A 23619-nucleotide genomic window follows, 5' to 3' on the forward strand; every position below is an offset into this window, starting at 1 on the left:
GCGGGCGCTACGACGGGAAGAGAAAAATGCGAGTGGAAACACGAATCTGGCGAAGGAGAGCCCCTCCGCCACGGGGATTAACGCAGAGCGAGCTGGAAGATCATCGTTTCAGCCTGGCAGCTGAAGGTAAAATCACAGTCCAGCTGTACGCCCTGTGGCGTTTCGCTGATGCGACTGTCAATAGTGCAGGGTTCAGACTCCACCGCCCGCGCTTTTTCACTCAGCGACTGCAGCATCGCCTGGGCTTCAGCATGGGTGCTAAATAGCTGGCTGAATGTGGCAGTACAGTCGGTATTATCCATTATCGTGCCCACATCCACACAGCAACAGGCCGCCGTTTCACTGGCACTACAGCGGTTAATGGCATCGCTCATACATCCTCCGGCATGCCACCCAGATGCGGCGGCAGATTATTTAGACTGGCGTCAGTCTACGCTTGCCCGGTTTTCAGCTCCAGCCATCGGGCAAAAACAGCGTGTTAAGTGACGAAAATCACACTATTATTTGATCCAAAACAAGTCAGACTAAGACCAGCAAATATCAAGTGTAAGTTTTTTGTTAGCCAGATCTCTTTTCCAGCATCATTTCCGCAATATTTAAAAAACATTATTGCAACACATGTACAGGTCAGACCTATACTTGCGCCACTGGTCTGATTTGTTGGTTGTCTGTCAGTCCCTAGAATTCGCGATCCCTTGTTACGCTAAGTAACAGAGTTTAATAAAAATCCGATAATGAGGTTGTGGTCATGAACCATAAAAACCTGTTTGCTAAGTCTGCACTCGCAGCAGCAGTGGCGCTTGTTTCTTCGAATGTCGTAGCAGCCGGCTTTCAACTAAACGAATTTTCTACGATTGGCCTGGGTCGTGCCTATTCTGGTGAAGGCGCGATGGGTGATACCGCCGCGTCCGCCAGTCGTAACCCGGCAACCATGGCACTGATGGACCGCCCGATGTTTTCCATCGGCGGGGTATTTATCGACCCGGACGTGAATATTAGCGGTGAATCCGGTTCCGGCAACAGCCTGAACGCCGATAATATTGCGCCAACGCAGTGGGTTCCTAATATTCACTACGTTCAGCCAATAAACGACCAGTGGTGGGTTGGCGCCAGCGCCACCTCTAATTACGGTCTGGCAACAGAATTTAATGATGGTTATGCCGGCGGTCCGTTTGCGGGTAAAACCGATTTAATGACCATGAACCTGAATTTAAGCACCGCCTATCGTCTTAATCAGCACTTCAGCTTTGGCGTAGGTTTTGATGCTGTCTACGCCCGTGCCAAAATCGAACGTAATATCGGTGAGCTTGGTGCCCTACTGCCCGCCGCAGGATTACCTGCTGCACCGGCCGATACGCAGATTGCCCATCTGAAAGGTGACGAATGGGGTTACGGCTGGAACGCCGGTATCCTGTATGAAGTGGATGACAACAACCGCTTCGGCCTGACCTACCGTTCTGAAGTTAAAATCGACTTCGACGGCGATTATCGCAGCGATATCCCGGTAGCTTATAACCCGATTGGCGGTCAGTTCGGCCTGCCAACCGGCACCAGCGGCCAGACAATTCCGGGGTCGCTGTCGCTGCATCTGCCAGAGATGTGGGAAGTTTCCGGCTATCACAAAGTCGCGCCTCAGTGGGCGGTGCACTACAGCCTGGCCTACACCAGCTGGAGCCAGTTCCAGGAACTGCGCGCCACTGACAGCAACGGCAATGATCTGTTCCTGAAGGACGAGAGCTACCACGATGCCTACCGCATCGCGCTGGGTACCAGCTACTTCTACGATAAAAACTGGACCTTCCGTACCGGTATCGCCTTTGATGACAGCCCGGTCCCTTCTGACAAACGCTCTATCTCGATTCCCGATCAGGATCGCCTGTGGCTGAGCGCCGGCGCGTCCTACGCGTTTAACGATAATGCTTCAGTCGATGTCGGCGTCTCCTACATGCACGGCCAGAGCGTAACGATTAAAGAGGGTACCGACCCGGTTGCCACCGCGCGAAATGGCGGCGTAGCAACCCCTTATACCTTTAATTCTGAAGGTAAAGCGTGGCTGTACGGCGCGAGCTTTAACTACAAGTTCTGATTGCCCGGCAGGCTCTAAGTACAAAAAACCCCACATCAGTGGGGTTTTTTATTGCCTGAAGCTAATCGGGTATTTACTGGGAGTCGATAGAATTCAGATCGCCCTCAATCGCCGTCGCGTTCGGGTTTTCCTGCGGGATCAGCTTGCCGTCGCTGGCAAGGAAATCATGATGCTGGAAATAGGCCGCACGCACAAAGGCGTAAGGATCTTTCGAGTTTTTCAGGATAGCGTCGGAATCCAGCAGCTGGGCACGGGTTTCAATCCCTTCCAGCGTCCATTTACCAATCGACATCCACCAGGTCAGCCAGCTGAGCGGTGGGTACACATCGTCGACCAGCCCGCCAATATCTTCACGCGGCGTAAAGCCACCGTAGCCCGGCAGCTCCACATAGGTTCCGTAACCCACACCGTAATGGCCGAGCGTGCTGCCGAAGGCGCGCGTCTCTTCTTTTGCCAGTTTCGGGTTAGCCATGGAGGCGACATCGATAAAGCCGCCCATGCCCAGCAGGGTGTTCAGGAAGAAGCGGTTAAAATGCACCATCGCCTTGTACGGATTCCCTTCCACGAAGTAGTTCACCATGGTGGCAGGCTCATCGAGGTTGCTGAGGAAGTTCCCCAGGCCGGTGCGCGCAGGCACCGGCACATAATCACGCCAGGCTACCGCGACGGGACGCACGACATAAGGATCCAACACGTTGTAGTTAAAATTGAACATTGAACGGTTGAAACCTTCCAGCGGATCGGAACGACCCTGTGGTTCATCCCCCGATTTAGAGCTAGCGCAACCCACCATCAGTACGCTCGCCAGCACTAAGCCCGTCAGGCGATAGTTCATAGTTTTCTCCCTGTACTGTTTTATAAATTATCGCCCAGCGGATTACATTTGCCGGTTAATTTCAACAGCCATCTGCTGCTGCCCGGCAAACGGGGTGACCGCACTCAGCCCGAACCAGTCGCCCGGCTGCGGATTGGCGCTGCCATCACGTGAAATACGCACGCGGACCTGTAACTGGTGCTGCGCGGATAACAGACGCTGCGGCATCATGGCATTGCTGTCATCCAGCGTGAGCGATAAAGGAAAATGGCTCAGCGGTAACTTTTTCACCGCCACGGGGACCGGTGAGTTCCCGTCTGACACGGAAATATACAACACTCCGCCCTCTGGTAACATTTTTTCTGCCGCAGGCGACAGAGCGACCGTTAGTGCCAGCTGGCTATTTTGCTTACCGGATGCGCTTTTGGCCTGCTCGATGCTGCGCTGGATCATCAGCACGCGCCGATCGTCAGCCGGTAACAACTGTAACATCTTTTGCCAGGCGCTAATCGCCTGCGCATAGCGCTGCTGACCAAAAGCATTAAATGCCAATAAGCCCAGCACCCGCAAATCGCTGCCGTCATGACGCGCCATCTCTTCCAGCATTGCCGTTGCCTGGCTGTTGTCCTGCGGATCTTCAGAACGGGTCAACACTTCAGCATAGCTCAGGCGCACTTGCTCATCGGTTGGCGCCAGCTGTAATGCATGACGAAACGCCTGGCTGGCCGTGCTGGCGTTGTTCAGCACCATGCCCAGCCGGCCGAGCATCATCCAGTCGTTGAGATTTGTCGGGTCGCGCTGTAGCTCGCTGCGAATGCCTAATGCCAGGCGCGCCAGCTGTTCCATGCTCAGCGGGCGGGCCTGCGGGTCCATCACCTGGGCACGCAGCGCGGGCAGTTCGTTGTTCACCTGCTGCCACGCCAGCACCTGCGACAGGCCACCGGTTTTCAGATAGAAACCGATGCTGACGGCAAGCAGCAGCAGCACGCCCGGCAGCAGCACCCAGCGGCTGACCTGACGTTCAGCTTGGGCGGAGTGCGGCGGCACGTCCAGCAGCAGCGTTTGCTGCAGTTCGCGCACCATCTCCGGTCGCTCGGCCACCACGCCCTGCGCTTCATCTTCTTCCAGCTCGCGCAGGCGCTGATGATAAAAAGTCTGGTTCAGCGTATCGCGGTCACTCACGCTGCCGCTATTTCTGCGCCAGGCCAGAACAAACAGCAGGCAGGCGGCGATCAGCAGCGCCAGAAGGGTTAGCAAAAGTGCGCTCATGGTTGCTTCCTGTTATTTAACAACGCATCCAGCCGCTGCTGCTCGGCGGCATCCAGCTCGACATGCGGCGTGCGTTTGCGGCTGCGCAAAATAATCACCAGCGCGCCAATTATCACAAACAGCGCCGGGCCAGCCCACAGGATCAGGGTGGAGGCAGTCAGCGGCGGCTGATAAGAGACAAAATTACCGTAGCGGGCCACCATATAAGCCTTCACCTGTTCCGGCGTCTGCCCTGCGCGCAGCAGCTGATACACCTTGAGGCGCATATCCCCGGCGATCATCGCGTTTGAGTCGGCAATGCTGTTGTTCTGGCATTTCGGGCAGCGCAGCGATTCGGTCAGGTGGCGGTACTGCTGCTCCTGGGTGACTGAATCAAACTGATAAGTATCGATATTATCGGCCAGCACCAGGCTGCTAAACAGCAGTGACGCCAGCAGGATCAGAATAGATTTCACGAACCGCTCTCCTGGCTATATTTCTGCCACAGCGGTTTGACTTCGTCATTCCACACGCGCTCGTTGAGATCGCCCGCGTGGCGATAGCGGATAATCCCGTGACCGTCGATCAGGAAGGTTTCCGGCGCGCCGTACACGCCCAGATCCAGCCCCAGCATCCCGTCGCCGTCATACAGGCTCAACGCATACGGGTTACCCAGCGTATTGAGCCAGTTAATCGCTTTCTGGCGGTCGTCTTTATAGTTCAGGCCCACCACGCGCACGCCTTTGGTCGCCAGCGTGTTGAGGTACTGATGCTCCGCGCGGCAGGTTGGGCACCAGGTAGCCCAGACGTTCAGCAGCAGCGGTTTACCGTCGGTCAGCACTGACTGGTCAAAGGTTTTGCCCGGCTGGTCGAGTGATTCCAGCTTAAATACCGGCACCGGCTTGCCGACCAGCGCCGACTCCAGCCGCGTCGGATCATCGCCGTTGGCGTTACGGGTCAGCTGCCACAGCAGCGCCGCCGCCAGCAGCAGAAACAGGATCAGAGGGATATAGAGGATTTTCTTGCTCATGCCAGCTCCTTCTGCGCTTTCTTACTGGCGCGATAGCGCGGGTCGAGCAGGCAGAAAATGCCGCCCACCGCCATAAACACGCCGCCAAACCAGATCCAGCGCACAAAAGGTTTGTAATAGATGCGTACCGCCCACGAATTACCGCCCAGCTCTTCGCCCAGAGCCGCATAGAGATCGCACGTAAAGCCGCCGTCGATCGCCGCTTCGGTCATCATGGTGCGCGCCACGCTGTAGTAACGTTTTTCCGCGTGCAGCGTGGCCTCATGTTTGCCGTTGCGCGTCACGTCGATAATGCCCACGCCGCCGGAGTAGTTCGGTCCCTGCAGGCTTTGCACGTCGCGGAAGGTGAAGTGATAGTTGTGGATATCCACGCTGTCACCCGCCTTCATACGCACGTCACGCTCCACGCTGTAGTTCTGGCTGAAGGCGATGCCGATCACCGTTACCGCCACGCCGAGGTGGCCCAGCACCATGCCCCAGTGGCTGCGCGACAGATGGCGCAGCCCGCGCAGGAAGCTGTGGCGGTGAGTCGCGCGCTCGTGCAGCTCCAGCAGCGTCAGGATAATCACCCAGATCGCCATCATCAGCCCCACAACCGTCATCGCTTCAATGCGATCCTGCATCAGCCACGGCAGCAGTATCGACAGCAGCAGGGTAGCAACCACGGCAATCGCCAGGCGCTTCCACAGCTTCTGCGGCTCATCGCGACGCCAGCGCACCAGCGGACCGATGCCGAGCATCAGCGCCAGCGGAGCCATCAGCCAGGTAAACAGCGTATTAAAGAACGGCTCGCCGATGGAGATGGTGCCCAGCCCCAGCTGTTTATGCACCAGCGGCAGTAGCGTACCGAGCAGCACCACCAGCATCGCGGCAATCAGCAGCACGTTGTTGCCGAGCAGGAAGGATTCCCGCGACCACACCTCGTTCTGCACCCGGCTGCGCACCTTGCTGCCCTTGATGGCGTACAGCAGCAGCGAACCGCCGATAACAATAATCAGGAAGGCGAGGATAAACATGCCGCGCGCCGGATCGGAGGCAAACGAGTGCACCGACACCAGCACCCCGGAGCGCACCAGGAAAGTGCCCAGCAGGCTGAGGGAGAAGGCAGCGATCGCCAGCAGCACGGTCCAGGCCTTAAAGGTGCCGCGCTTCTCGGTAACCGCCAGCGAGTGGATCAGCGCCGTTCCGGCCAGCCACGGCATAAACGAGGCATTCTCGACCGGATCCCAGAACCACCAGCCGCCCCAGCCAAGCTCGTAATAAGCCCAGGCGGAACCGAGCACGATGCCGATGGTGAGGAACACCCAGGCCGCCGTGGTCCACGGACGCGACCAGCGCGCCCAGGCGGTATCCAGCCGTCCGGCCATCAGCGAGGCAATCGCAAAAGCGAACGCCACCGAGAAGCCGACATAGCCCATATACAGCAGCGGCGGGTGGAAGATCAGCCCAATATCCTGCAGCATCGGGTTCAGGTCGCTGCCGTCGATAGGGAAGTCCGGCAGCGTGCGGGTAAACGGATTCGAGGTTAGCGTGATAAACAGCAGGAAGCCGAGGTTGATCATCCCCATCACCGCCAGCACGCGGGCAATCGCCTCCAGCGGCATCGCGCGGCTGAACAGCGCCACCGCCAGCGTCCAGGTGCTCAGCAGCAGCACCCACAGCAGCAGCGAGCCCTCATGCGCGCCCCAGGTGGCAGCCACCCGGTAGTAAACCGGCAGCAGCGTATTGGAGTTGGTGGCCACATACGCCACGCTGAAATCATTCACCACAAAGGCGTGAACCAGAATAATAAACGCCGCCGCGATACAGGCAAACAGCCCGTAGGAGAGCGGGCGGGCCAGCCCCATCAGCCGACGATCGTGGCGCGCCGCGCCCCACAGCGGGTAGACGCTGAGCAGCAGGGAGAGCGCCAGCGCCAGGCACAGCAGGAAGCTGCCGATTTCGGGGATCATGACTGGCCTCCGTTATTGTCGTTAGCGCCAGGATGGGTGTGATTCTTCTTCATCGCGTCACTGATTTCCGGTGGCGTGTATTTTTCATCGTGCTTGGCCAGCACTTCTTTGGCGATAACGTGCGTACCGTCCTGCAGTACGCCCTGCGCCACTACGCCCTGCCCTTCGCGGAACAGGTCCGGCAGAATACCTTCATAGCTGACGTTAATCACCGCGCTGTTGTCATACAGCTGGAAGGCAACTTTCAGCGTATCCGGGTCGCGCTTAACGCTGCCCGGCATCACCATGCCGCCAATACGCAGCCGCTGCCCCGGCTCCGGCTTAACGTGGGTTTCACCTTTGCCATACACCACTTCACCAGGGGTGTAGAACAGATCGATATTAGAACGCAGTGCGTACATCACTAAAGCCGTTGCCAGCCCCAGCCCGACGAGCACCACCATCACCAGCATCAGGCGATTTTTACGACGGGGATTCACGATGGCTCTCCTGCCGCTTCACCGGCGTTTTTTTTCACTTTTGCCGCACGAATGCGCTGTTCACGCGCCAGGCGCTGACGAATATCCGCCAGCAGCCGACGACGTTGTAAAACGGTATGCAGTACCAGGCCGCCAAGGGCAACCAGCGTACAGATTACGGCCAGCCAGACATAGAATGCGTAGCCGCCCATGGCAAAGAAGTCGTGCCAGGTAGAGAATGCCGGCGTCATGATTTACGCCCCCCTTTTGCCGCCACGGCAGCCACCCACGGGCGGTGGCGCTCGCTCAGCAGCAGCAGATTGCGCAGGCGCATCAGCGTCAGGGTAACGAATATCAGCAGATAACCGAGGATTGACCAGCGCAGCGGCGTGCGCATACTCGGGTCTATCGCCTGCTGCAACACCCCGCTTGACCCCTGGTGCAGCGTGTTCCACCACTGCACCGAGTAGTGAATAATTGGCAGGTTAACCACCCCAACAAGGATCAGGATACTGGCCGCGCGGCCCGCCATGCGGCGGTCGTCAAAGGCGTGATAAAGCGCGATAGTGCCCATATAAAGGAACAGCAGCACCAGCTCCGAGGTCAGGCGTGCATCCCAGATCCACCAGGTCCCCCACATCGGCTTACCCCATGCGGAACCCGTCACCAGAGCAATAAAGGTAAATACCGCCCCCACCGGAGCCATTGCGGCGGCGGCAAGATCGGCGGTTTTCCACTGCCACACCAGCCCGACAAAGGCCGCAATCGCCATTGAGGCATAGATGCCCATTGACCACATCGCGGCAGGCACGTGGATATAGATGATGCGGTAGCTGTTACCCTGTTGATAATCTGATGGGGCAAACCCGAATCCCCATGCCCAGCCGAGCAGCAGCGCCGCGATGCCGGGAATGGCAAACCACGGCACAAAACGGCCGCATAACGGGTACAGCCGCTCGGGCTGGCCCAGTTGATGTATCCATTTCCACATTATTATTTTGCTCACAATAAAAGAAATCGTTCTGGTATCTGCATCGGAACTGCCGCGCGCACCGGTCTCTGTTAGCCGTTTAGTGCACGCTTACCCGTAAAGCTGCTGCGGTGGCAAACGGCGCCAGCGTGGCGCTCCCCACCAGCAGCGCGCCGAGAATGGCCAGGTAACCATCAATCGGCAAGCCCATCCCGGCAGCATCAATCGCCGCACTGGCAAAAATCAGCACAGGTACCGCCAGCGGCAGCACCAGTAAACTCAGCAATATGCCACCGCGCCGCAGCCCGACCGTCAGCCCGACGCCAATGGCACCGAGGAAGCTCAGGGTGGGTGTCCCCAGCAGCAGGGTCAGAGCTACCGCCCGCCAGCTGGCAAAATCCAGCGACAGCAGCAGCGCCACCAGCGGCGACAGCAGCAGCAGTGGCAGGCCGGTGACGATCCAGTGCGCCGCCACCTTGCCCAAAACCGTTATCGGCAGCGGTGCGGGAAGCAGCAGCAGCTGCTCCAGCGAACCATCGAGAAAATCATCGCGAAACAGTCTTTCCAGCGCCAGTAGGGAGGAGAGCAGCGCCGCAACCCAGACAATCCCGGGGGCAATTCGCGCCAGCAGCTGCGGCTCCGGGCCGATGCCGAGTGGAAACAGGGTAATCACAATCAGGAAAAACCACAGCGGATTAATAATCTCCGCGCCGCTGCGAAAGGCAATGCGCAGTTCACGCTTGAGTACGCGCCAGAACATCACGGCTCCCCTGCGCAAGTGAGACGAATACGGCTGACGCGCTGAGCGGCACCTGGCAGATCCTGATGGGTGGTGAGGATCACTGCCCCGCCCTGCTCTGCGTGCTGCACAAACAGCGCCATCAGTTTCTCCACGCCGGATTTATCGATCGCCGTCAGCGGCTCATCGAGGATCCACAGTGCGGCCTGGCTCAGCCACAGCCGCGCCAGCGCCACGCGCCGCTGCTGCCCGGCGGAAAGGGCTGCGACGGGCACATCTTCATAACCGGTGAGGTCAACCTGCTCAAGCGCCTGAAACAGCTCATCCGCCGTACGTTCGACATGCCAGAAACTGAGATTTTCAAACGGCGTCAGCACCGCCTTCACCCCCGGCTGATGGCCGAGGTAGAGCAGGCTGGCATGATAGCTTTCGCGCTGGCGCTGGATGCTTTCCTGCTGCCAGAGGATCTCTCCCTGCTCCGCCCGGCTGAGGCCGGCAAGAATTCGCAGCAGTGAGGTTTTCCCTGCCCCATTCGCCCCTTCAACCTGCACAATTTCACCCGCCGCAACGGTAAAGCTGAGATTGCGAAACAGCGCCCTTTCGTCGCGAACACATGTCAGATTTCTGGCTGCCAGCATGGAAGGAAGATCACACTTTGTTAAATTTGATGGCGAATAGTACCACAGGCTTTACGTTCGCTGAAACGCGGCAGGTCGCGCCCGGCGCGGTTTTGCGGCTCTGCACGCCGTAAAGCGCACAAAAACAGCTGAAAACATCGCTGCGGTTAAAGCTTTGTTACTCTTCTTATAAAATCTACTTACATTTCACTTTTTAGCGACAATACCCGCTACGCTTATCAGGACACTTTATTACTGGGGGGAAAAATGGATAACACACAAAAAGAGACTGAAAATCAGGTTGAGAGCGAAGAGAGCGAACAGGGCGAAGAGATCGAGGTGGATGAGGAGGCGTTGCCCTCACGCGCTGCTGCGGTCCATGAACAGATCCGCCAGGAAGGTGAAAAGGAGTTAGAGCGTGATGGGCTGGCGCTGCTGTTTTCCGCCATCGCGGCCGGGCTGTCGATGGGCGCATCGCTGATGGCAAAAGGGATCTTTCAGGCCAATCTGCACGACGTCCCCGGGGGTTTTCTGCTGGAAAACCTCGGCTACACCTTCGGCTTTATTATCGTCATTATGGCACGCCAGCAGCTGTTTACTGAAAACACCGTGACGGCCGTGCTGCCGATAATGCATAAACCTAGCGGCAGTAACCTGCTGCTGCTGCTGCGCCTATGGGGGCTGGTTCTGGTCGGGAACCTGGTGGGTACCGCGCTGGCGGCGCTGGCCTTTACCCATATGCCCATTTTTGACGATGCGGTGCGCAGCGCCTTTGTCAGCATCAGTCAGAAAGTGATGGAGAATACGCCGGGAGAGATGTTTGCCAATGCGGTGGTATCCGGCTGGATTATCGCCACTATGGTATGGATGTTCCCTTCCGCTGGCGGCGCGAAAATCTGGATTATTATCCTGATGACCTGGCTGGTAGCGCTCGGCGACCTGGCGCATATCGTGGTCGGTTCGGTTGAGATCTTCTATCTGGTGTTTAACGGTGAGATCCCGTGGCAGCAGTTTATCTGGCCCTTTGCCCTGCCGACGCTGGCGGGTAATATCATCGGCGGCACCTTTATCTTTGCCCTGATCAGCCACGCGCAGATCCGCAACGATATGAGCACCGAGGCCAAAGCTAAAGCGCAGGCCGAGGCGAAGCGTAAGCAGCATAAAGAGAAGAAGGATTGCGCGGATTGATGGTTTAACGCGCAGTCAGTCAGGTAACTGGTTAATCCGCGGCGATAATTGCGCTATACTTCGCGCCGCGGTCCCCTTAGTTAAATGGATATAACGAGCCCCTCCTAAGGGCTAGTTGCAGGTTCGATTCCTGCAGGGGACACCATTCGAACATCTCCCATCATCGCACAACGCTTACTAAATCCAGTCATAGCAGGCATCTGAGGAATTCACTCTCTTGTGAAGTCTTTAAGCATCTATTGTAATCTACACATACATGGGGGTACATTTGGGGGTAGAGTTCTGTTCAACGAAATGGGATACCCCCAAAATGAAGCTAAACGCCCGCCAGGTGGATACAGCGAAAGGAAAGGACAAGCCACTGACGGCGGCGGCTTGTACCTTCTGGTCAACCCTAACGGTGCAAAATACTGGCGTCAGAAGTACCGCGCTGCTGGCAAAGAAAAGCTTCTCGCCATAGGTATATATCCTGAAGTGACATTGGCAGACGCGCGTAAATAACGCGATGAAGCCAAGAAGATAATCGCCGCTGGAGGCGATCCCGGCGTTTTGAAGCAGGAAGAAAAAAGAGAGAAGGAGCGCGCGGTTGTTAACACCTTCAAATCTGCTGCCTTGGAGTGGCACGCCTACAAATCTGCGAAATGGACGGAAGAGTATGCCGACTCGATGATGGCTTGCCTTGAGATGGATGTCTTTCCTTTCATTGGACGTCAGGACATTACTTCAATCAAACCAGCCGATATGCTTGATGTACTGCGCCGAATGGAAGCCCGTAACGTGTTACACAAGCTAAAAAAGGTTAGGCAGGCTTGTAAGCAGATCTTCACCTTCGCCATCATTACGGGCAAAGCGCAGTACAACCCAGCTAATTGAAAATAAACATAAAATCATCATTAAATTAAGCCGATTAAAGTCTACAGATCTCACCATAACGCACCATAGTCAAAGTACTTGGCGGTTATTATATTAATCTCCGCCACATTGGCGTCGGTCACGGCCTAAGGCCTTTACCTGCTGGATAGTAGAACGAAGATTAATTTCCCAACTTTATGCCAGCTGCCCAGAATGGTAATCAAATCAGCTTTCATTTTATTGTTAAAGCTTCGGTTCAGCTCGTTCAGCTACTTGAAGTTTTCAATTCTGCCAATTGGCTACTGCTGCGTTGCGATGCTCATCGCGTCAGGTTGTAGCTGGCACTAATCACTTTTAAGCGCGTACAGGAAGCTAAAATGATGATTGATACAATTGGCATCGTTATTACCATTATTGATCCGCTCATCCGAATTGCCGTTAATGGCTGTCACTTAGGGCTCGAATTTATGTTGCTCTGCAATGTGCGCTTTTCTCGCCATTCCAACGTTTTTAATCCACTAAAAAGAGCGTCTAAAAGTTCAGGAATGAGGAAGTCACGATCAATCATTTAGATCAACCATTTAAAATAACTGATGAAATCCCTTGAATAATTGATAGCTTTTGACTATTAATATCACTCACTGCCTAAGGATTTTCTTTTCTTATTTCTCGCATGAAAAAATACGACTAGGCGGGTAGTCCAGAACATTCAACACCAGAAACTATAATCCCCCCTCCACTCTGTTAAAGTTATCAGAGTGCTCAGTTTCATTTACATATTTACATATGACTTGACTATACCTTTGCATTTAACTTATTAAAGACTCGTCATCTTCTTGGCCATCATTGGGATATGAGCACGACTGAGAGAGGCCTTGTTAATTGCTAGATAATTATCTTGGCATTGTTAGGCAGTATGACTTTTTATAGATTAAAACAGTTCAATTTCCTGTTAATTAATGCTTATTGCCAAAAGAAGTTTTTGAAGCGGTTTGTATCAATTAATAGATAATAGAAATAACACTAAAAACATCATCATAATGTGATAATGAATAAAATTCAAATCAACCAATTAATGTTAATAAATTCGGAGCAGATCAAAATATTAAGTGGCATTCATCATATCACAAAATGCCACATCTAATATTAAAATATAGGGGCTTTCTTACCGAAGTACTGTTTCCAATACTCCTTCCAACTAGAATGCAAAGAGAATTGTGGATTTCTTCCATTCTCGTGGAATTCTAACCATGGTAGTTCAAGTATGTTATCTTTTCTAAGCTCTCTCGACATATTATTGGTTGCAATTTTCGGCCTATTTACACCAATAACTATATGTTCATTGATTACTTTCGTTAAATCAACAGCATGGCTTTTTTCGTAACCTCTTGCTTTTCTCAACGCCAAAGCCACCATGATGATAGGGATGTAAATTGTTCCACCTATTTTTAATGTCCCTATATTTTTGGGGATTGCATTTATGATTTTGTTATCTATCGCCCTCTCCACATTCTTATGCCTCCCCCCATTAAGAGGAAGCTGAAGATGTTCAGTTGATGACACTAAATTCAATCTTAGTTGATTGTTATTCTCGAAATCCAGAATAGAGTTCTTCACTGACCTGTAATCGGACTTTGGTATTTCTATGTATTTTAAATCATCATTTTCATCCGCTTCAATTATTAATCCCAATGGTGCAGAACTAGTTGACATAAGTTCTACATAACACCCGTAATCTAGGGTGTAAAGTGTATATTTCTTCCCAATGGTATTACCAGCTGAAACCCCTTGTTTTAGAACATGAATCACTCTCATATCATAAAGATAATCAATTAATGGATGATGATTTTCATTACTTAACAAAAAACCTCGCGTTTTTCTGTGCCCAATCACTTCATGTATAATTTTATCTAATAATAAAACAGCATCTTGTTTACTATTAAGAGCAGAATGCTTATTTACTTGAAACCATTTTTGTGCTGATTTTCGCACGTGTAGAATCGAAATCTTATTTTCTAACGCTGACTGCGCTGCTAACGATATGATGTTAATAGCATCTCGTGGTACACCCTCCACTGCGCGCACATACTCATCAAATGCAGATGGTTGAGTAAAAACATCGTTAATAAATAAACTAACATCATCATCACAAACTTTACTTTTATCAATTGCCTGAGCATGTTTGTGTAGTAGTTTTTTGAAAAATGCTTTAGCTGCATCGCGGTCATTATCAAACACCATATACTCATCTAAATTTATTACTGATGATGCATCGGAACCTAGTTCAATTCCTACCCGAACTCCAGTCTCTTCATCATTGAGCAAAAAATTACATCGGTGAGCAATGGCTGCTATTTTTACTGTAATCCCTGAAATAGGATACAATATTCTTCTTAAAAGTTCTGCCAAGTATGGTTGAAGATCCATTGGAACCTCGGACCACTCATCAATTAAAATCCATAATTCCTTTTCAGGCAATTTTGACACGAGATTGCCAAGTAGCTTAGTAATCTCACCAAAATGTATTCTTAATGTTTTTTTGCCAGAAATCTTTTTCTTCTCAGCATTTTCTAACGAAGATTTACTAGACAATGAAATGCTGGCAGAAATACCTTTGTTCGTTATACCAGCTCCAAAAGAAGAATTCATGGCATTTAGGCTCGCTGAATTTATCTCTTCCTCTGAAGTTCCCTCTATAGTCAATGATGTCGCTTTTTCAACAAACTCATTAAGCAACTCAGCTATTTCTGTAGTATTTTCAATTTCCTTTTCGAATATATATTCAAAGATAACCTCATGGATGCTGCATAATGTATCAGACAGAAGCCTAGTCGCTCTTTCACTAAGTGATACGTTTGGATCTGAAAAAATCCCCCCAGTTGATCCTATCAATCTCATATCTATCGGAACACAAATAATGCCTTCTTTTTGTATGTTATTACAAAGAACGGACAAGAAGTGTGTCTTGCCTGTTCCTCTCCTTCCAAACATTATTTGATTATCATTGCTAGACAATAAGGTGTAGGTAGGGCCGACATCAACAAATGACTTAATTAGATGATCCGGTTGAAGTTTTTCTGCTCTCTTAGCAAGTCTCATCATAATTGAATTTATTTTTCGCATAACTATCCATTATAATTCAGTTGGTATATGTTATTGATAAAAAATGCATCAGCATTAAGCAAGGCATCAACTTTAGTTTCTCGTTAATTGTGATTCTTATAGCTACATATCTCTCATATTCGCAGAAAAAGCAGGCTTAATCACACATATTGGCTATGAAACATTGTTCTTATCAGGGTTTATCGATAAGACTATTCCATCAAAAGAAAGCAGAAGAGAACAACAATTCATAGGGCTAAGCATATACACCTCGGCCAAAACTTGCGATTTTTTGTAATGCCTCGCCTACTTTTAGACACAATTAAGTAAATTTTCACTTGGCTGGTTCTACCAAGTCACGTAAATCTCCACATAATTTAAATCCAGAACTTATAAACCAAGATGACTCTCTTAACGCAGCGAACATTGCACTTTGCCATGCGTTTACATTTATTGTACTCCAGGTAATGTAATGTTCTTCAAGTGCTCTTCTAATATTTGCCTCCCCTCCTTGCTCCCACTCTCGCTTTAAAGATTCAGCAATACCAGTCAAATATCGACCTGATTGTGAAGTATATAAGTCGGCTAGCTTAAATTTATCAAAATGCCACCGTATTCTTTCGGATAGATGTGGTAAAATGATGTCGCTTGGTTCTACTTTAAAAATAATAACCGGTGGTTTACCTCTCATTTTTTTTAGTTTTGCAACCAACCAAACATCTTCAATAAAATTATCAAAATAAGGATTTATCACTTGCCCTTCATTGTTTATAGGGTAATGCTCTCTTTTTATATGATTGCATTCCATACAGCACGGTATCAAATTGAGTGGATTTACCACCAATTTTGGATATAGGCTTTTAGGTAAGTAATGATCAAGAGTGCTAACGTTACGCTGAGCGCAATAAGGACAAATATCATCTTTTGCATATAATTTAATCTTGTCATAATACTTTTTTCTTACCACCCTACTCTGAGAAAAACTACTTTCATAGAGATCCTCCATCTCCTCCTTTGTTACATTTGGGGGTATGCCATTTCCTCTATCAATATGATGAAATAGAATTCCGTTACCTTTATCTTGATATTTTATGTGTTCATTAGTAATTTCAGACCTAATATTCATAAGTCTTTCTTTTAAATCTTCAGACTGTTTCACCTCTACACATGAATCAAAAACCTTGCCGGGATTAAAACGTGGTTTAATTACCTCATTCATCAGAAACATCCTTTACTCTATTGCTAAGAAGCCCTCTTAATATCATTCTCGCTTCGGAACCTAACGCGCCATTAAACTGATCGAATACACTTTTATAGGAAGATTCCGTTTTGATAGCGCTCTCAAGTACTTTATGAAAACCTGATCTTGTAACTTCAAGACCAAATATTTCACTAGTAAGGATACCAACATTTTCTCCAAAGGTTTCAATGCGAGGTCTTTGGGCATGTGATGAACTCCCTGAGCGAGAAATCTTCCAAACACAATCTCTTGGTACCTCTTGAAGCAATACAGGTGAATGTGTAGCGACAAGAGCGACACCATTACGTTTTGTGAGAAGGTCTGATAAAGCTCGAGTAAATGCAGAAAGAAGTGGCGGATGAAGATGGCTTTCTGGTTCATCTAATATAACCAAAGTCATCTCATCAACTAATTCCACTAGTTTAGTGATAGTAAGCAGTACAATAGCATGCCCAGAGCTTAGTTTATTAAATTTTTGCCTTGCATACATCTCCCAGTTATCGTCATTATATTCAAGTAACTTACAGAAATCAGCTTCTTCAAATAATGGGTCTGACTCTAAGGATTTGATTGCTTCACTCCACCGAGTACGTCGTGGTCCAAGGCGACAGACACTAAAACTTTCAACTAAATCGTCTTTAAGCATTGAGGGTGTTTTAATTAAAACATCGGAACTTGAATCGTCTTTTAAATATCTCAATCCGATCTGAAAAGCCTTCATTCCTTTAACTTTTATTTTTGGCAAATCGAAATCATCAAACGCACTAAACGAAACAGATATTATCCCTGAAAAATTCCACCTACTTTCTCTTGCTCTAATTATTCGTCCATAGCTTTCAACATCTTCATTATCTTCAATAATGGAACGAACTAAGTTCTGTATGCATCGTGTTTTCCCTACGCCATTTCTGCCAATTAATACATGAACATTACTTGAAGGAAATGAAGTTGGTTCTACAACAAACTCTAACGTAGGTTCATCCGCAGCCCCTCCAGGAAACTCGAATTTAAAATTAAAACGAGTTAGTTCAGCAAAACCACGTGATAACCTATGAAATTTATTATTAATATTTTCTATGCTAAAATCACGTAAAAGAGATTCCCCCATAACATCTTCTTGAAGATTTTCATTAAAAATATCAAGATTGTAAGCGCAGTCATTTACTGATGTGAGGATCTCATTTTTTAATTCATCATCAAGTTCATTTAATGCTTCATAGTAACTTTCACTTTGTCCCAATGAGAAATAATCAACCCCTAAAGATGGGAACATATTATCCAACTCAACTCTCCTAGTTCCCTTTTCCTTGGAGGAATAATTTGCAGGTTTAAGTCCTTTTCTTCCAATTTTAAGAGACCCAATATCTTTCAATACCCCATTATCATCAACTACCCGCATATAATACTTTGTCTCATACTTCCCCCAGTCATCCCAATTGTCATTAGTTAAATAAACACACCGAGGGCTTTCAGTTGTAATAAAGCTCTTGCTATCAACGATTTTAAATTTAAGTTTATTCATGACTGCCCTTTAAATTATTTGAGAATAATATCATTTGGGAGTTGGTTATTTTTTTGGAATTTCGTGACATTACTTTATATAAAAAAGAATGATTGTCAATAATAATTAGCGTTCATAATGTATTCAGATAATCGGTCTTGGCAGTAACAAGGACTTTAGCTCATTGACTACGAGGCGTTGCCTTGCGAACTGAAGTGTGCAAGCAGGAGCATCTAACGACACAATATGTTCATTTTCGATGAGGTGGTTATCGTGGTGATGTATAAATAATAGAGCTTCTAACCGCTACATAGCAGATGCTTAGAAAGATAATTACCCTAACTTAAGGGAAATTATCATTGGCAACATTATGTCCTGAAAATGTCACTGCGTAATGTTACTGAAAAGTTTGGTGTTTCAGCTTCAAAACATCAGAGATTACGAATGAGAAAGCCAAAATGTGCTCTGAACTGGCGATTCGTCTATCAAAAGTTATAGGTAGCTCAGCAAATTGGTCGCAGTACATGCAAATGCCTGTATCCTGCATCAAACCAAGAATGAGTTCGTCATTACTAAATTAGCGACTGTGTTCACCACACCAGCAGATAACACTTGAAGCTAATCAAGCATTATAACTTGGTGCATTGCATCTAGTGGGGGTATCTTTGGGGGTATTAACAAAAACAAAACAAGTGATTAACAATATAATTCAATCACATAAAAGTTAATATTTAATCCTGCAGGGACCATGTTAATGCCTACCAACGCCCACTCAAGACTATTTAATTCTCTAAATTCAGCAAGTTAACCCCATTACTTCGTCTACCAAATGCCAATAACTTTTATCAACATCCTGCAAATTTTGTTGGTATCCATGTTGGTGACACTCCTGCCATGGAACGTTGATCTCATTAATAAATAGCCGTCAAGACGGCGCCCACTTAACGCTTACAAATGTGCCTCTCGGTTCCTCATAAAGCATGAAATCACCTTGTAGCCTGTTACAAGTGGTTAGCGTAGTAGGAGCTATGCGCACATTCTTCTTTCAAAGTCCCGCCGCATAGCTAAAAAACATTAATTATCATTAAGTTGACTCAATGAGAGCGAGGCTGTGATTTCACGACATTTTTTGATATCCGAACCCGACCAGTTACGGACTGGAGATTTCTGCGTGTTAAAACTAAGCCAAATGTCGTCATATTGTAGTTTCGCTCACATTAGGTCATGTAGATAACATGTGGTCATTTAACGTAGCTCGAAAAGTACTGCCCACAGACAACAAGGGCGGCCGGATCGGGACGATTACTGGAAGATAGGTTCGGCGTCAACCGCTGACGTGGCACGAAGTGTACGTAGTCCCAAAAGCACGATAACCACCATGACCAAGCCCGAAACAATGGCTACACTGAGCCCTGACCGTGCGCCATAGACGTCGATGACCATGCCCGCGAGGACACTCCCGAGCGCTACACCGATGCTGATACCCGTCGTCATCCAAGTGAGTCCTTCGGTGAGCCTGGACGGCGGAACAATGATCGTACCGAGATTCATAACAACCACCATCGTTGGTGCAAATGACATACCTGCCACAAAGAGCATCACGGAAAGGATGTAGACGTCCGGTGAGAAAATAGGTAATACAGCTGTGACTGAAGTTACCAGTACCCCCACTAAGAACTGCTTTTCAATGGGTAAGGAAATCCTTAATGTACCGAATGTCAGGCCCGCAATCATTGAGCCTAGCGTATAGGCTGCCAGGATGAAACTGGCAGACGCTGGACAGCCTTGTGCGTTGGCAAAGGCAACCACAGCCACATCGATGGAGCCGCCAATCACTCCCATCGCCAGTAGTGCCAGAACAATGGTACGAACGCCGGGGATAAGTAAGGTCGAGCTTGTGTTCCTCTTGGCGCCTACGACGACCTTCGGTTCTGTCTCTCGCTGTAGAAGAAACGCTGTCACGCCGGTGATTAGTAGCAACACGGCAACAAGAGGTCCGGCCTCGGCGAAAAAACTGGTACTCAGGCCAATGGCGAGTGGTGGACCGATTATAAAAGCGAGTTCAGTGAGAACTGTGTCCAAAGAGAAGGCCGTGTGTAATTGCGGCTTGCCACGGAAAAGCTGTGTCCAGCGTGCTCTTATCATGGCAGGCATGCTTGGCATCGTGCCCGACAATGCAGCAAGAATAAAAAACAGTGGAGTCGGAGCATTCATATAGACAGCAATTATCAGTGCCAGCAACATACCAATGCTAAAGGCTGTCATAAAGGGGAGAACCCGGCTCTGGCCATGTTGATCAACGAGTTTCGAGACTTGCGGACCGACAATCGCATTTGCCAAGGTAAAGGTCCCGGCGACTGAGCCAGCCAGCCAATAAAGACCCGTCTGTTGCACTAACATAGTAATGATGCCGATGCCGAACATTGCCTGTGGCAGGCGAGCAATAGAACTCGTAATCACTAACCCCATGACGCCGGGGGTTGTGAGAAGTTCGCGGTAGGGATTAGCCATGGTTTCTCCGGTTTATGATTCGACGCTGATGAGTATCCCGTTGCATGGTATACCAGTTTTTGGGATGGTTTACTGGCGACAGAATTGTGCATTAAATCGCGCAAGTAAGTGAGGGAGTTACAGCATGTTTAACAACCCCACTTGCATATAAATGAGCGTACTGCTCAATCATTGATTCTGAAGTGCTCAACAAAAACTGGCCACAGTTTTAGCACAGAAACACAGTCCCACTCATCAGCAGTATTGATATCCTTCGCGCCCGTAAGCCTTGCTGTATGGTCTTATCGGAACGTGCAGGCTGAATGACATCGATCCCGGAAGCCTACCAGAGATATATCCTGAGTGTGCTGCCAGAGTGGCCTTCCAATAAGGTGGCAGAACTTCTGGCATGTAACGCAGATCTCACCACTACCGAACCCGAAATGCACGGGCACAATTTGGCACATTCCATCTCTATAACAACGCACTGGAGAACTGGGATTTTTATGGTATGAGTTTCAGCCTTGAAGCCCTTGCATTGATTGAAGGAAATATCTTCATTAACCGTGCCAAAAGACCTTGTAAAGAACCCAAATATTTTGCCACGGTTGAGGGGGTTAAAGTCAGATACTGTCAGTATATTAAAAGTGCCCTTGCCAGGAGCGCACTGGAAAATGGTACAGCAGATCAGCGAAGTTATGAGCGGACAAAAAAACAAGTCAATAAATCTACCCTTTGGAATTGGGCCAGTTAACGCACGGATCTGTTTTGCCAGCACTATCTTTTTACGACCTGCTAGCCAAACATTCCATAACATACATCCTGAGAGATAAATAGACAGGATGTAATAAAGTAAGTTAAAAAACCAATCGGGTTATTTATTTAGCAGTCTTAATGCCTTGAGAAATATGCTCTTGTCCTTGCTGAAATGAGCTCTTTCTTGAGATAGCAGTATCAAAAACCCCCTTATCGGCATATTCCCTGCAAACTTTAACCTCTTTTTCCACCGTTAATAAAAATGCATTTATAGCGTTCAATTAAATACCACAAGAATAACAAGAATATAAAAATAACACTAAAAACAACCAGTTATAACAGGTTAAAAACAAGCCTATCATTAATAAATATTACCAGTTCCCTTCATGGACAATCACTCACTTGAACCTATACTTCAACACGCTATGTAAAAGATTTATTTATACCTTGATAACAAAACTCATTCTCATTATTGAGTCATGCAGTGGTTATCTCTAAGTATGAATTTTTAAGCACATTTGGCATTCAGATATAAATTAGCATTCACCCACCAGTGAAATAACGAACAGCCATATTCAACTTAAGTGAAATTAAAAAAATGAAAAACATCCTGAATACGATTAATTTGCCTGCAAAGTTTCTCATTCTTGCTTTTTTTGCTTTGCTGCTGTTTGCCGTACCCTCATGGCTTTTTGTCAATGAAGGTAATCAACAGATAAACGCTAAAGAGCGAGAATTGCAGGGAATTCCCGTTGAAAAACAGATGCTGAATCTGCTCAATATGATGCAGCTCCATCGCGCACAAGCGGCAATCGCCGTGGCACAGCAAAATGCCGCTATTCCTGCACGTCTGGCGCTGAAAGAGCAGGTAGAACAGTCTATTAGCACTCTTCAAACCACGCTGGCCGCCACCGGTCAGGACAATGTGGCCTGGCAAGATTTTAGCAAGGTGACAGCGCAGTGGCAGCAGCTACAGCGCGACATTGACAGCCGTAACCTGACGCTGCAAACCAACCTCTCGCGCCACGCCGAAATGATTCGGACGCTGCTTGATGCCAACATTGAAGTGATCGACTATTTTGGCCTGTCGCTGGATCCAGATTTAAATACTTACCAGTTTATTATCAGTACATTCAGTCGCCTGCCAGAACTGACAGAAACATTGGGTCAGATTCGTGCCCGGGGTACGTCACTACTGGCCAGCAAAGAGGCGATTCTGGACAGCGATTACGCCCGTATGGAGTTTCAGATCCTTAACGGTAAGAATGCTCTGCGTCTGTATAACGCGAATCTTTTAAAGTCCTTTAACACTGATAGCAGCGTACGCGAAAAGTTTAGTGGTCAGGCTAATGCCGCACTGCAACAGGCGGGTGAAGCCTTAGCCCTCGCTGAGGATGTCTTTATTAAGCGGACGAAAAACGATCTCCCGCCCACGGAGTTCGTGGCACGCTTTACCGCTGCGATCAATCAGTACAATCAATTTGCTAACGACGCGAGTGACCAGCTCAGCAACATGCTTTCTGAGCAAATTAGTCAGCATCGCACCGCTCAATTTGAATTGCTGGGCGTGCTGGCACTGCTGGCGGGGCTTATCATCTTCCTGGCGGTATTTATCATTCGCTCCATCACCGGGCCGGTACGTGATGCCGCAAAAGTTGCCAAAGATGTCGCTGCCGGTGATTTAACCTCGCACCTGGTGGTGACCGGAAGTAATGAAATGGCGGGCCTGATCGCCTCGCTGATGGAGATGCGCCAGCGCCTTTCTCTGCTGGTTGCGGATATCAAGGATAACGCCACGACGATTGCCACCTCTTCCGAAGAAATTGCTCAAGGCAATGGCGACCTCTCCGCGCGCACAGAGGAGCAGGCTGCTTCACTGGCACAAACGGCGGCCAGCATGGAAGAGCTGTCATCCATCATTCTGCAAAACGCTGAAAATACCCGCTATGCCGCAGGCATGGCCACTTCGGCCACCGATGCGGCGCTGTTAGGGGGTGAGGCGATGCAATCTGTCATGGTCTCCATGCAAAAAATCAGCGCCAGCGCGGGTGAGATTGAAGAGATCATCAGCGTTATCGACGGTATTGCCTTCCAGACGAATATTCTGGCGTTAAACGCCGCCGTTGAAGCAGCCCGAGCCGGGGAACATGGTAAGGGGTTTGCCGTCGTCGCCGCTGAAGTCAGAGCGTTAGCCCAACGTTCTGCCTCTGCCGCGAAAGAGATTAAACAGTTAATTGCACACTCGGTGGAAAATGCGCGTCAGGGAATTTCCATGGTTGCGGATGCCGGAGAAAAGGTGAAGCAAAGCGTGGGGGCGATTGAACAGACTGCGCAGCTGGTCAACGAAATCTCCTCTTCTTCCCAGGAGCAGAGCGCCGGCGTGTCGCAAATCAACATCGCCGTCAATCAGATGGACCAGGTGACTCAGCAAAATGCGGTGCTGGTGGAACAGTCCGCCTCGTCTGCAGATGAACTGGCCGCGCGCGCGATACAGCTACGAGAGCTGGTGGCCGTGTTTCGTACCGGGCAGCCAGCGTAACGGCACCGCGCATTAAGACAGGGCAATCCGGTGTGGT

General features: G+C 49.4%; 19 protein-coding genes, 1 tRNA gene and 2 pseudogenes. 7 read left to right on the forward strand and 15 right to left on the reverse strand.

The features are described from left to right. Positions 1 to 77: 77 nt before the first annotated feature. Positions 78 to 374 carry a YfcZ/YiiS family protein gene (locus tag ID864_RS08950; RefSeq protein WP_099753350.1) on the reverse strand — a complete coding sequence of 99 codons (297 nt, stop codon included), beginning with the start codon at positions 372 to 374 and terminating at the stop codon, positions 78 to 80. 374 nt (positions 375 to 748) lie between these two features. Between ID864_RS08950 and fadL the strand changes: the two genes are divergently transcribed. Further along, positions 749 to 2086, forward strand: a complete 1338-nt coding sequence (gene fadL / locus ID864_RS08955) for a long-chain fatty acid transporter FadL (protein ID WP_048915381.1) — start codon at positions 749 to 751, stop codon at positions 2084 to 2086. A 73-nt stretch (positions 2087 to 2159) separates the two neighbouring features. Here fadL and mlaA read toward each other — a convergent pair whose 3' ends face one another. From mlaA to ccmA, 10 genes are all read right to left on the reverse strand, one after another. Then, a complete protein-coding gene (gene mlaA, locus ID864_RS08960) occupies positions 2160 to 2921 on the reverse strand; it encodes a phospholipid-binding lipoprotein MlaA (protein WP_191149741.1) in 762 nt (253 codons plus the stop codon). 42 nt (positions 2922 to 2963) lie between these two features. Continuing rightward, the gene (gene ccmI, locus ID864_RS08965) at positions 2964 to 4169 is read right to left on the reverse strand and encodes a c-type cytochrome biogenesis protein CcmI (protein ID WP_187497738.1); all 1206 of its coding nucleotides are present in this window, start codon (positions 4167 to 4169) and stop codon (positions 2964 to 2966) included. Next, positions 4166 to 4624: a cytochrome c-type biogenesis protein gene (locus tag ID864_RS08970; protein WP_191149742.1), complete on the reverse strand. Its 459-nt coding sequence runs from the start codon at positions 4622 to 4624 to the stop codon at positions 4166 to 4168. Before ID864_RS08970 ends, ccmI begins: the two co-directional genes overlap by 4 nt. Then, positions 4621 to 5178 carry a DsbE family thiol:disulfide interchange protein gene (locus ID864_RS08975; protein ID WP_048915377.1) on the reverse strand — a complete coding sequence of 186 codons (558 nt, stop codon included), beginning with the start codon at positions 5176 to 5178 and terminating at the stop codon, positions 4621 to 4623. Before ID864_RS08975 ends, ID864_RS08970 begins: the two co-directional genes overlap by 4 nt. Next, entirely contained in the window at positions 5175 to 7130 is a 1956-nt protein-coding gene (locus tag ID864_RS08980) for a heme lyase CcmF/NrfE family subunit (RefSeq protein WP_191149743.1), read from the reverse strand. The genes ID864_RS08975 and ID864_RS08980 overlap by 4 nt, the downstream gene beginning before the upstream one ends. Beyond that, entirely contained in the window at positions 7127 to 7609 is a 483-nt protein-coding gene (ccmE, locus tag ID864_RS08985; RefSeq protein ID WP_048915375.1) for a cytochrome c maturation protein CcmE, read from the reverse strand. Before ccmE ends, ID864_RS08980 begins: the two co-directional genes overlap by 4 nt. Then, entirely contained in the window at positions 7606 to 7839 is a 234-nt protein-coding gene (gene ccmD, locus ID864_RS08990) for a heme exporter protein CcmD (RefSeq protein ID WP_048915374.1), read from the reverse strand. The genes ccmE and ccmD overlap by 4 nt, the downstream gene beginning before the upstream one ends. After that, on the reverse strand, positions 7836 to 8579 hold the full coding sequence (locus tag ID864_RS08995; protein ID WP_048915373.1) for a heme ABC transporter permease: 744 nt from the start codon (positions 8577 to 8579) through the stop codon (positions 7836 to 7838). Before ID864_RS08995 ends, ccmD begins: the two co-directional genes overlap by 4 nt. A 79-nt stretch (positions 8580 to 8658) precedes the next feature. After that, positions 8659 to 9318 carry a heme exporter protein CcmB gene (gene ccmB / locus ID864_RS09000; protein WP_048915372.1) on the reverse strand — a complete coding sequence of 220 codons (660 nt, stop codon included), beginning with the start codon at positions 9316 to 9318 and terminating at the stop codon, positions 8659 to 8661. Then, a complete protein-coding gene (gene ccmA, locus ID864_RS09005; protein WP_191149744.1) occupies positions 9318 to 9935 on the reverse strand; it encodes a cytochrome c biogenesis heme-transporting ATPase CcmA in 618 nt (205 codons plus the stop codon). Before ccmA ends, ccmB begins: the two co-directional genes overlap by 1 nt. A gap of 246 nt (positions 9936 to 10181) precedes the next feature. Here ccmA and ID864_RS09010 point away from each other — a divergent pair, with 246 nt between their 5' ends. The 3 genes and pseudogenes from ID864_RS09010 to ID864_RS09020 all read left to right on the forward strand — a co-directional run. Next, on the forward strand, positions 10182 to 11102 hold the full coding sequence (locus ID864_RS09010) for a formate/nitrite transporter family protein (protein ID WP_099755043.1): 921 nt from the start codon (positions 10182 to 10184) through the stop codon (positions 11100 to 11102). A 70-nt stretch (positions 11103 to 11172) separates the two neighbouring features. Then, positions 11173 to 11247 (forward strand) — tRNA-Arg (locus tag ID864_RS09015). 165 nt (positions 11248 to 11412) lie between these two features. Next, positions 11413 to 11969, forward strand: a pseudogene (locus ID864_RS09020) (tyrosine-type recombinase/integrase); the annotation flags it as partial. A 1131-nt stretch (positions 11970 to 13100) separates the two neighbouring features. On the opposite strand, the gene ID864_RS09025 reads toward ID864_RS09020, so the two are convergent. The 4 genes from ID864_RS09025 to ID864_RS09040 form a co-directional block, all read right to left on the reverse strand. Next, complete coding sequence (locus ID864_RS09025) at positions 13101 to 15077, reverse strand: ORC-CDC6 family AAA ATPase (RefSeq protein ID WP_191149745.1); 1977 nt, start codon at positions 15075 to 15077, stop codon at positions 13101 to 13103. 313 nt (positions 15078 to 15390) lie between these two features. Beyond that, positions 15391 to 16275, reverse strand: a complete 885-nt coding sequence (locus ID864_RS09030; protein ID WP_191149746.1) for an HNH endonuclease — start codon at positions 16273 to 16275, stop codon at positions 15391 to 15393. Continuing rightward, positions 16268 to 17818, reverse strand: coding sequence for an AAA family ATPase (locus tag ID864_RS09035; protein WP_191149747.1), 1551 nt, complete (start codon positions 17816 to 17818; stop codon positions 16268 to 16270). The genes ID864_RS09030 and ID864_RS09035 overlap by 8 nt, the downstream gene beginning before the upstream one ends. Positions 17819 to 19099: 1281 nt before the next feature. Then, positions 19100 to 20308, reverse strand: coding sequence for an MFS transporter (locus tag ID864_RS09040; RefSeq protein ID WP_191149748.1), 1209 nt, complete (start codon positions 20306 to 20308; stop codon positions 19100 to 19102). A 265-nt stretch (positions 20309 to 20573) separates the two neighbouring features. Here ID864_RS09040 and ID864_RS09045 point away from each other — a divergent pair. From ID864_RS09045 to ID864_RS09055, 3 genes and pseudogenes are all read left to right on the forward strand, one after another. After that, positions 20574 to 20715 (forward strand): annotated as a pseudogene (locus tag ID864_RS09045) (transposase domain-containing protein); the annotation flags it as partial. Positions 20716 to 20798: 83 nt separating this feature from the next. After that, positions 20799 to 21041 carry a hypothetical protein gene (locus ID864_RS09050; RefSeq protein WP_191149749.1) on the forward strand — a complete coding sequence of 81 codons (243 nt, stop codon included), beginning with the start codon at positions 20799 to 20801 and terminating at the stop codon, positions 21039 to 21041. Positions 21042 to 21641: 600 nt separating this feature from the next. Continuing rightward, the gene (locus ID864_RS09055; protein WP_048915311.1) at positions 21642 to 23582 is read left to right on the forward strand and encodes a methyl-accepting chemotaxis protein; all 1941 of its coding nucleotides are present in this window, start codon (positions 21642 to 21644) and stop codon (positions 23580 to 23582) included. Positions 23583 to 23619: the final 37 nt, after the last annotated feature.

It is taken from the genome of Erwinia aphidicola (assembly GCF_014773485.1).
GTDB lineage: Bacteria > Pseudomonadota > Gammaproteobacteria > Enterobacterales > Enterobacteriaceae > Erwinia > Erwinia aphidicola.

Bases quoted from the DNA above. Each gene is read 5' to 3' on its own strand.
- ID864_RS08950 (WP_099753350.1), bottom strand. From the start codon at position 374: ATGAGCGATGCCATTAACCGCTGTAGTGCCAGTGAAACGGCGGCCTGT.
- fadL (WP_048915381.1), top strand. From the start codon at position 749: ATGAACCATAAAAACCTGTTTGCTAAGTCTGCACTCGCAGCAGCAGTG.
- mlaA (WP_191149741.1), bottom strand. From the start codon at position 2,921: ATGAACTATCGCCTGACGGGCTTAGTGCTGGCGAGCGTACTGATGGTG.
- ccmI (WP_187497738.1), bottom strand. From the start codon at position 4,169: ATGAGCGCACTTTTGCTAACCCTTCTGGCGCTGCTGATCGCCGCCTGC.
- ID864_RS08975 (WP_048915377.1), bottom strand. From the start codon at position 5,178: ATGAGCAAGAAAATCCTCTATATCCCTCTGATCCTGTTTCTGCTGCTG.
- ID864_RS08980 (WP_191149743.1), bottom strand. From the start codon at position 7,130: ATGATCCCCGAAATCGGCAGCTTCCTGCTGTGCCTGGCGCTGGCGCTC.
- ccmD (WP_048915374.1), bottom strand. From the start codon at position 7,839: ATGACGCCGGCATTCTCTACCTGGCACGACTTCTTTGCCATGGGCGGC.
- ID864_RS08995 (WP_048915373.1), bottom strand. From the start codon at position 8,579: ATGTGGAAATGGATACATCAACTGGGCCAGCCCGAGCGGCTGTACCCG.
- ccmB (WP_048915372.1), bottom strand. From the start codon at position 9,318: ATGTTCTGGCGCGTACTCAAGCGTGAACTGCGCATTGCCTTTCGCAGC.
- ccmA (WP_191149744.1), bottom strand. From the start codon at position 9,935: ATGCTGGCAGCCAGAAATCTGACATGTGTTCGCGACGAAAGGGCGCTG.
- ID864_RS09010 (WP_099755043.1), top strand. From the start codon at position 10,182: ATGGATAACACACAAAAAGAGACTGAAAATCAGGTTGAGAGCGAAGAG.
- ID864_RS09025 (WP_191149745.1), bottom strand. From the start codon at position 15,077: ATGCGAAAAATAAATTCAATTATGATGAGACTTGCTAAGAGAGCAGAA.
- ID864_RS09030 (WP_191149746.1), bottom strand. From the start codon at position 16,275: ATGAATGAGGTAATTAAACCACGTTTTAATCCCGGCAAGGTTTTTGAT.
- ID864_RS09035 (WP_191149747.1), bottom strand. From the start codon at position 17,818: ATGAATAAACTTAAATTTAAAATCGTTGATAGCAAGAGCTTTATTACA.
- ID864_RS09040 (WP_191149748.1), bottom strand. From the start codon at position 20,308: ATGGCTAATCCCTACCGCGAACTTCTCACAACCCCCGGCGTCATGGGG.
- ID864_RS09050 (WP_191149749.1), top strand. From the start codon at position 20,799: ATGAGTTTCAGCCTTGAAGCCCTTGCATTGATTGAAGGAAATATCTTC.
- ID864_RS09055 (WP_048915311.1), top strand. From the start codon at position 21,642: ATGAAAAACATCCTGAATACGATTAATTTGCCTGCAAAGTTTCTCATT.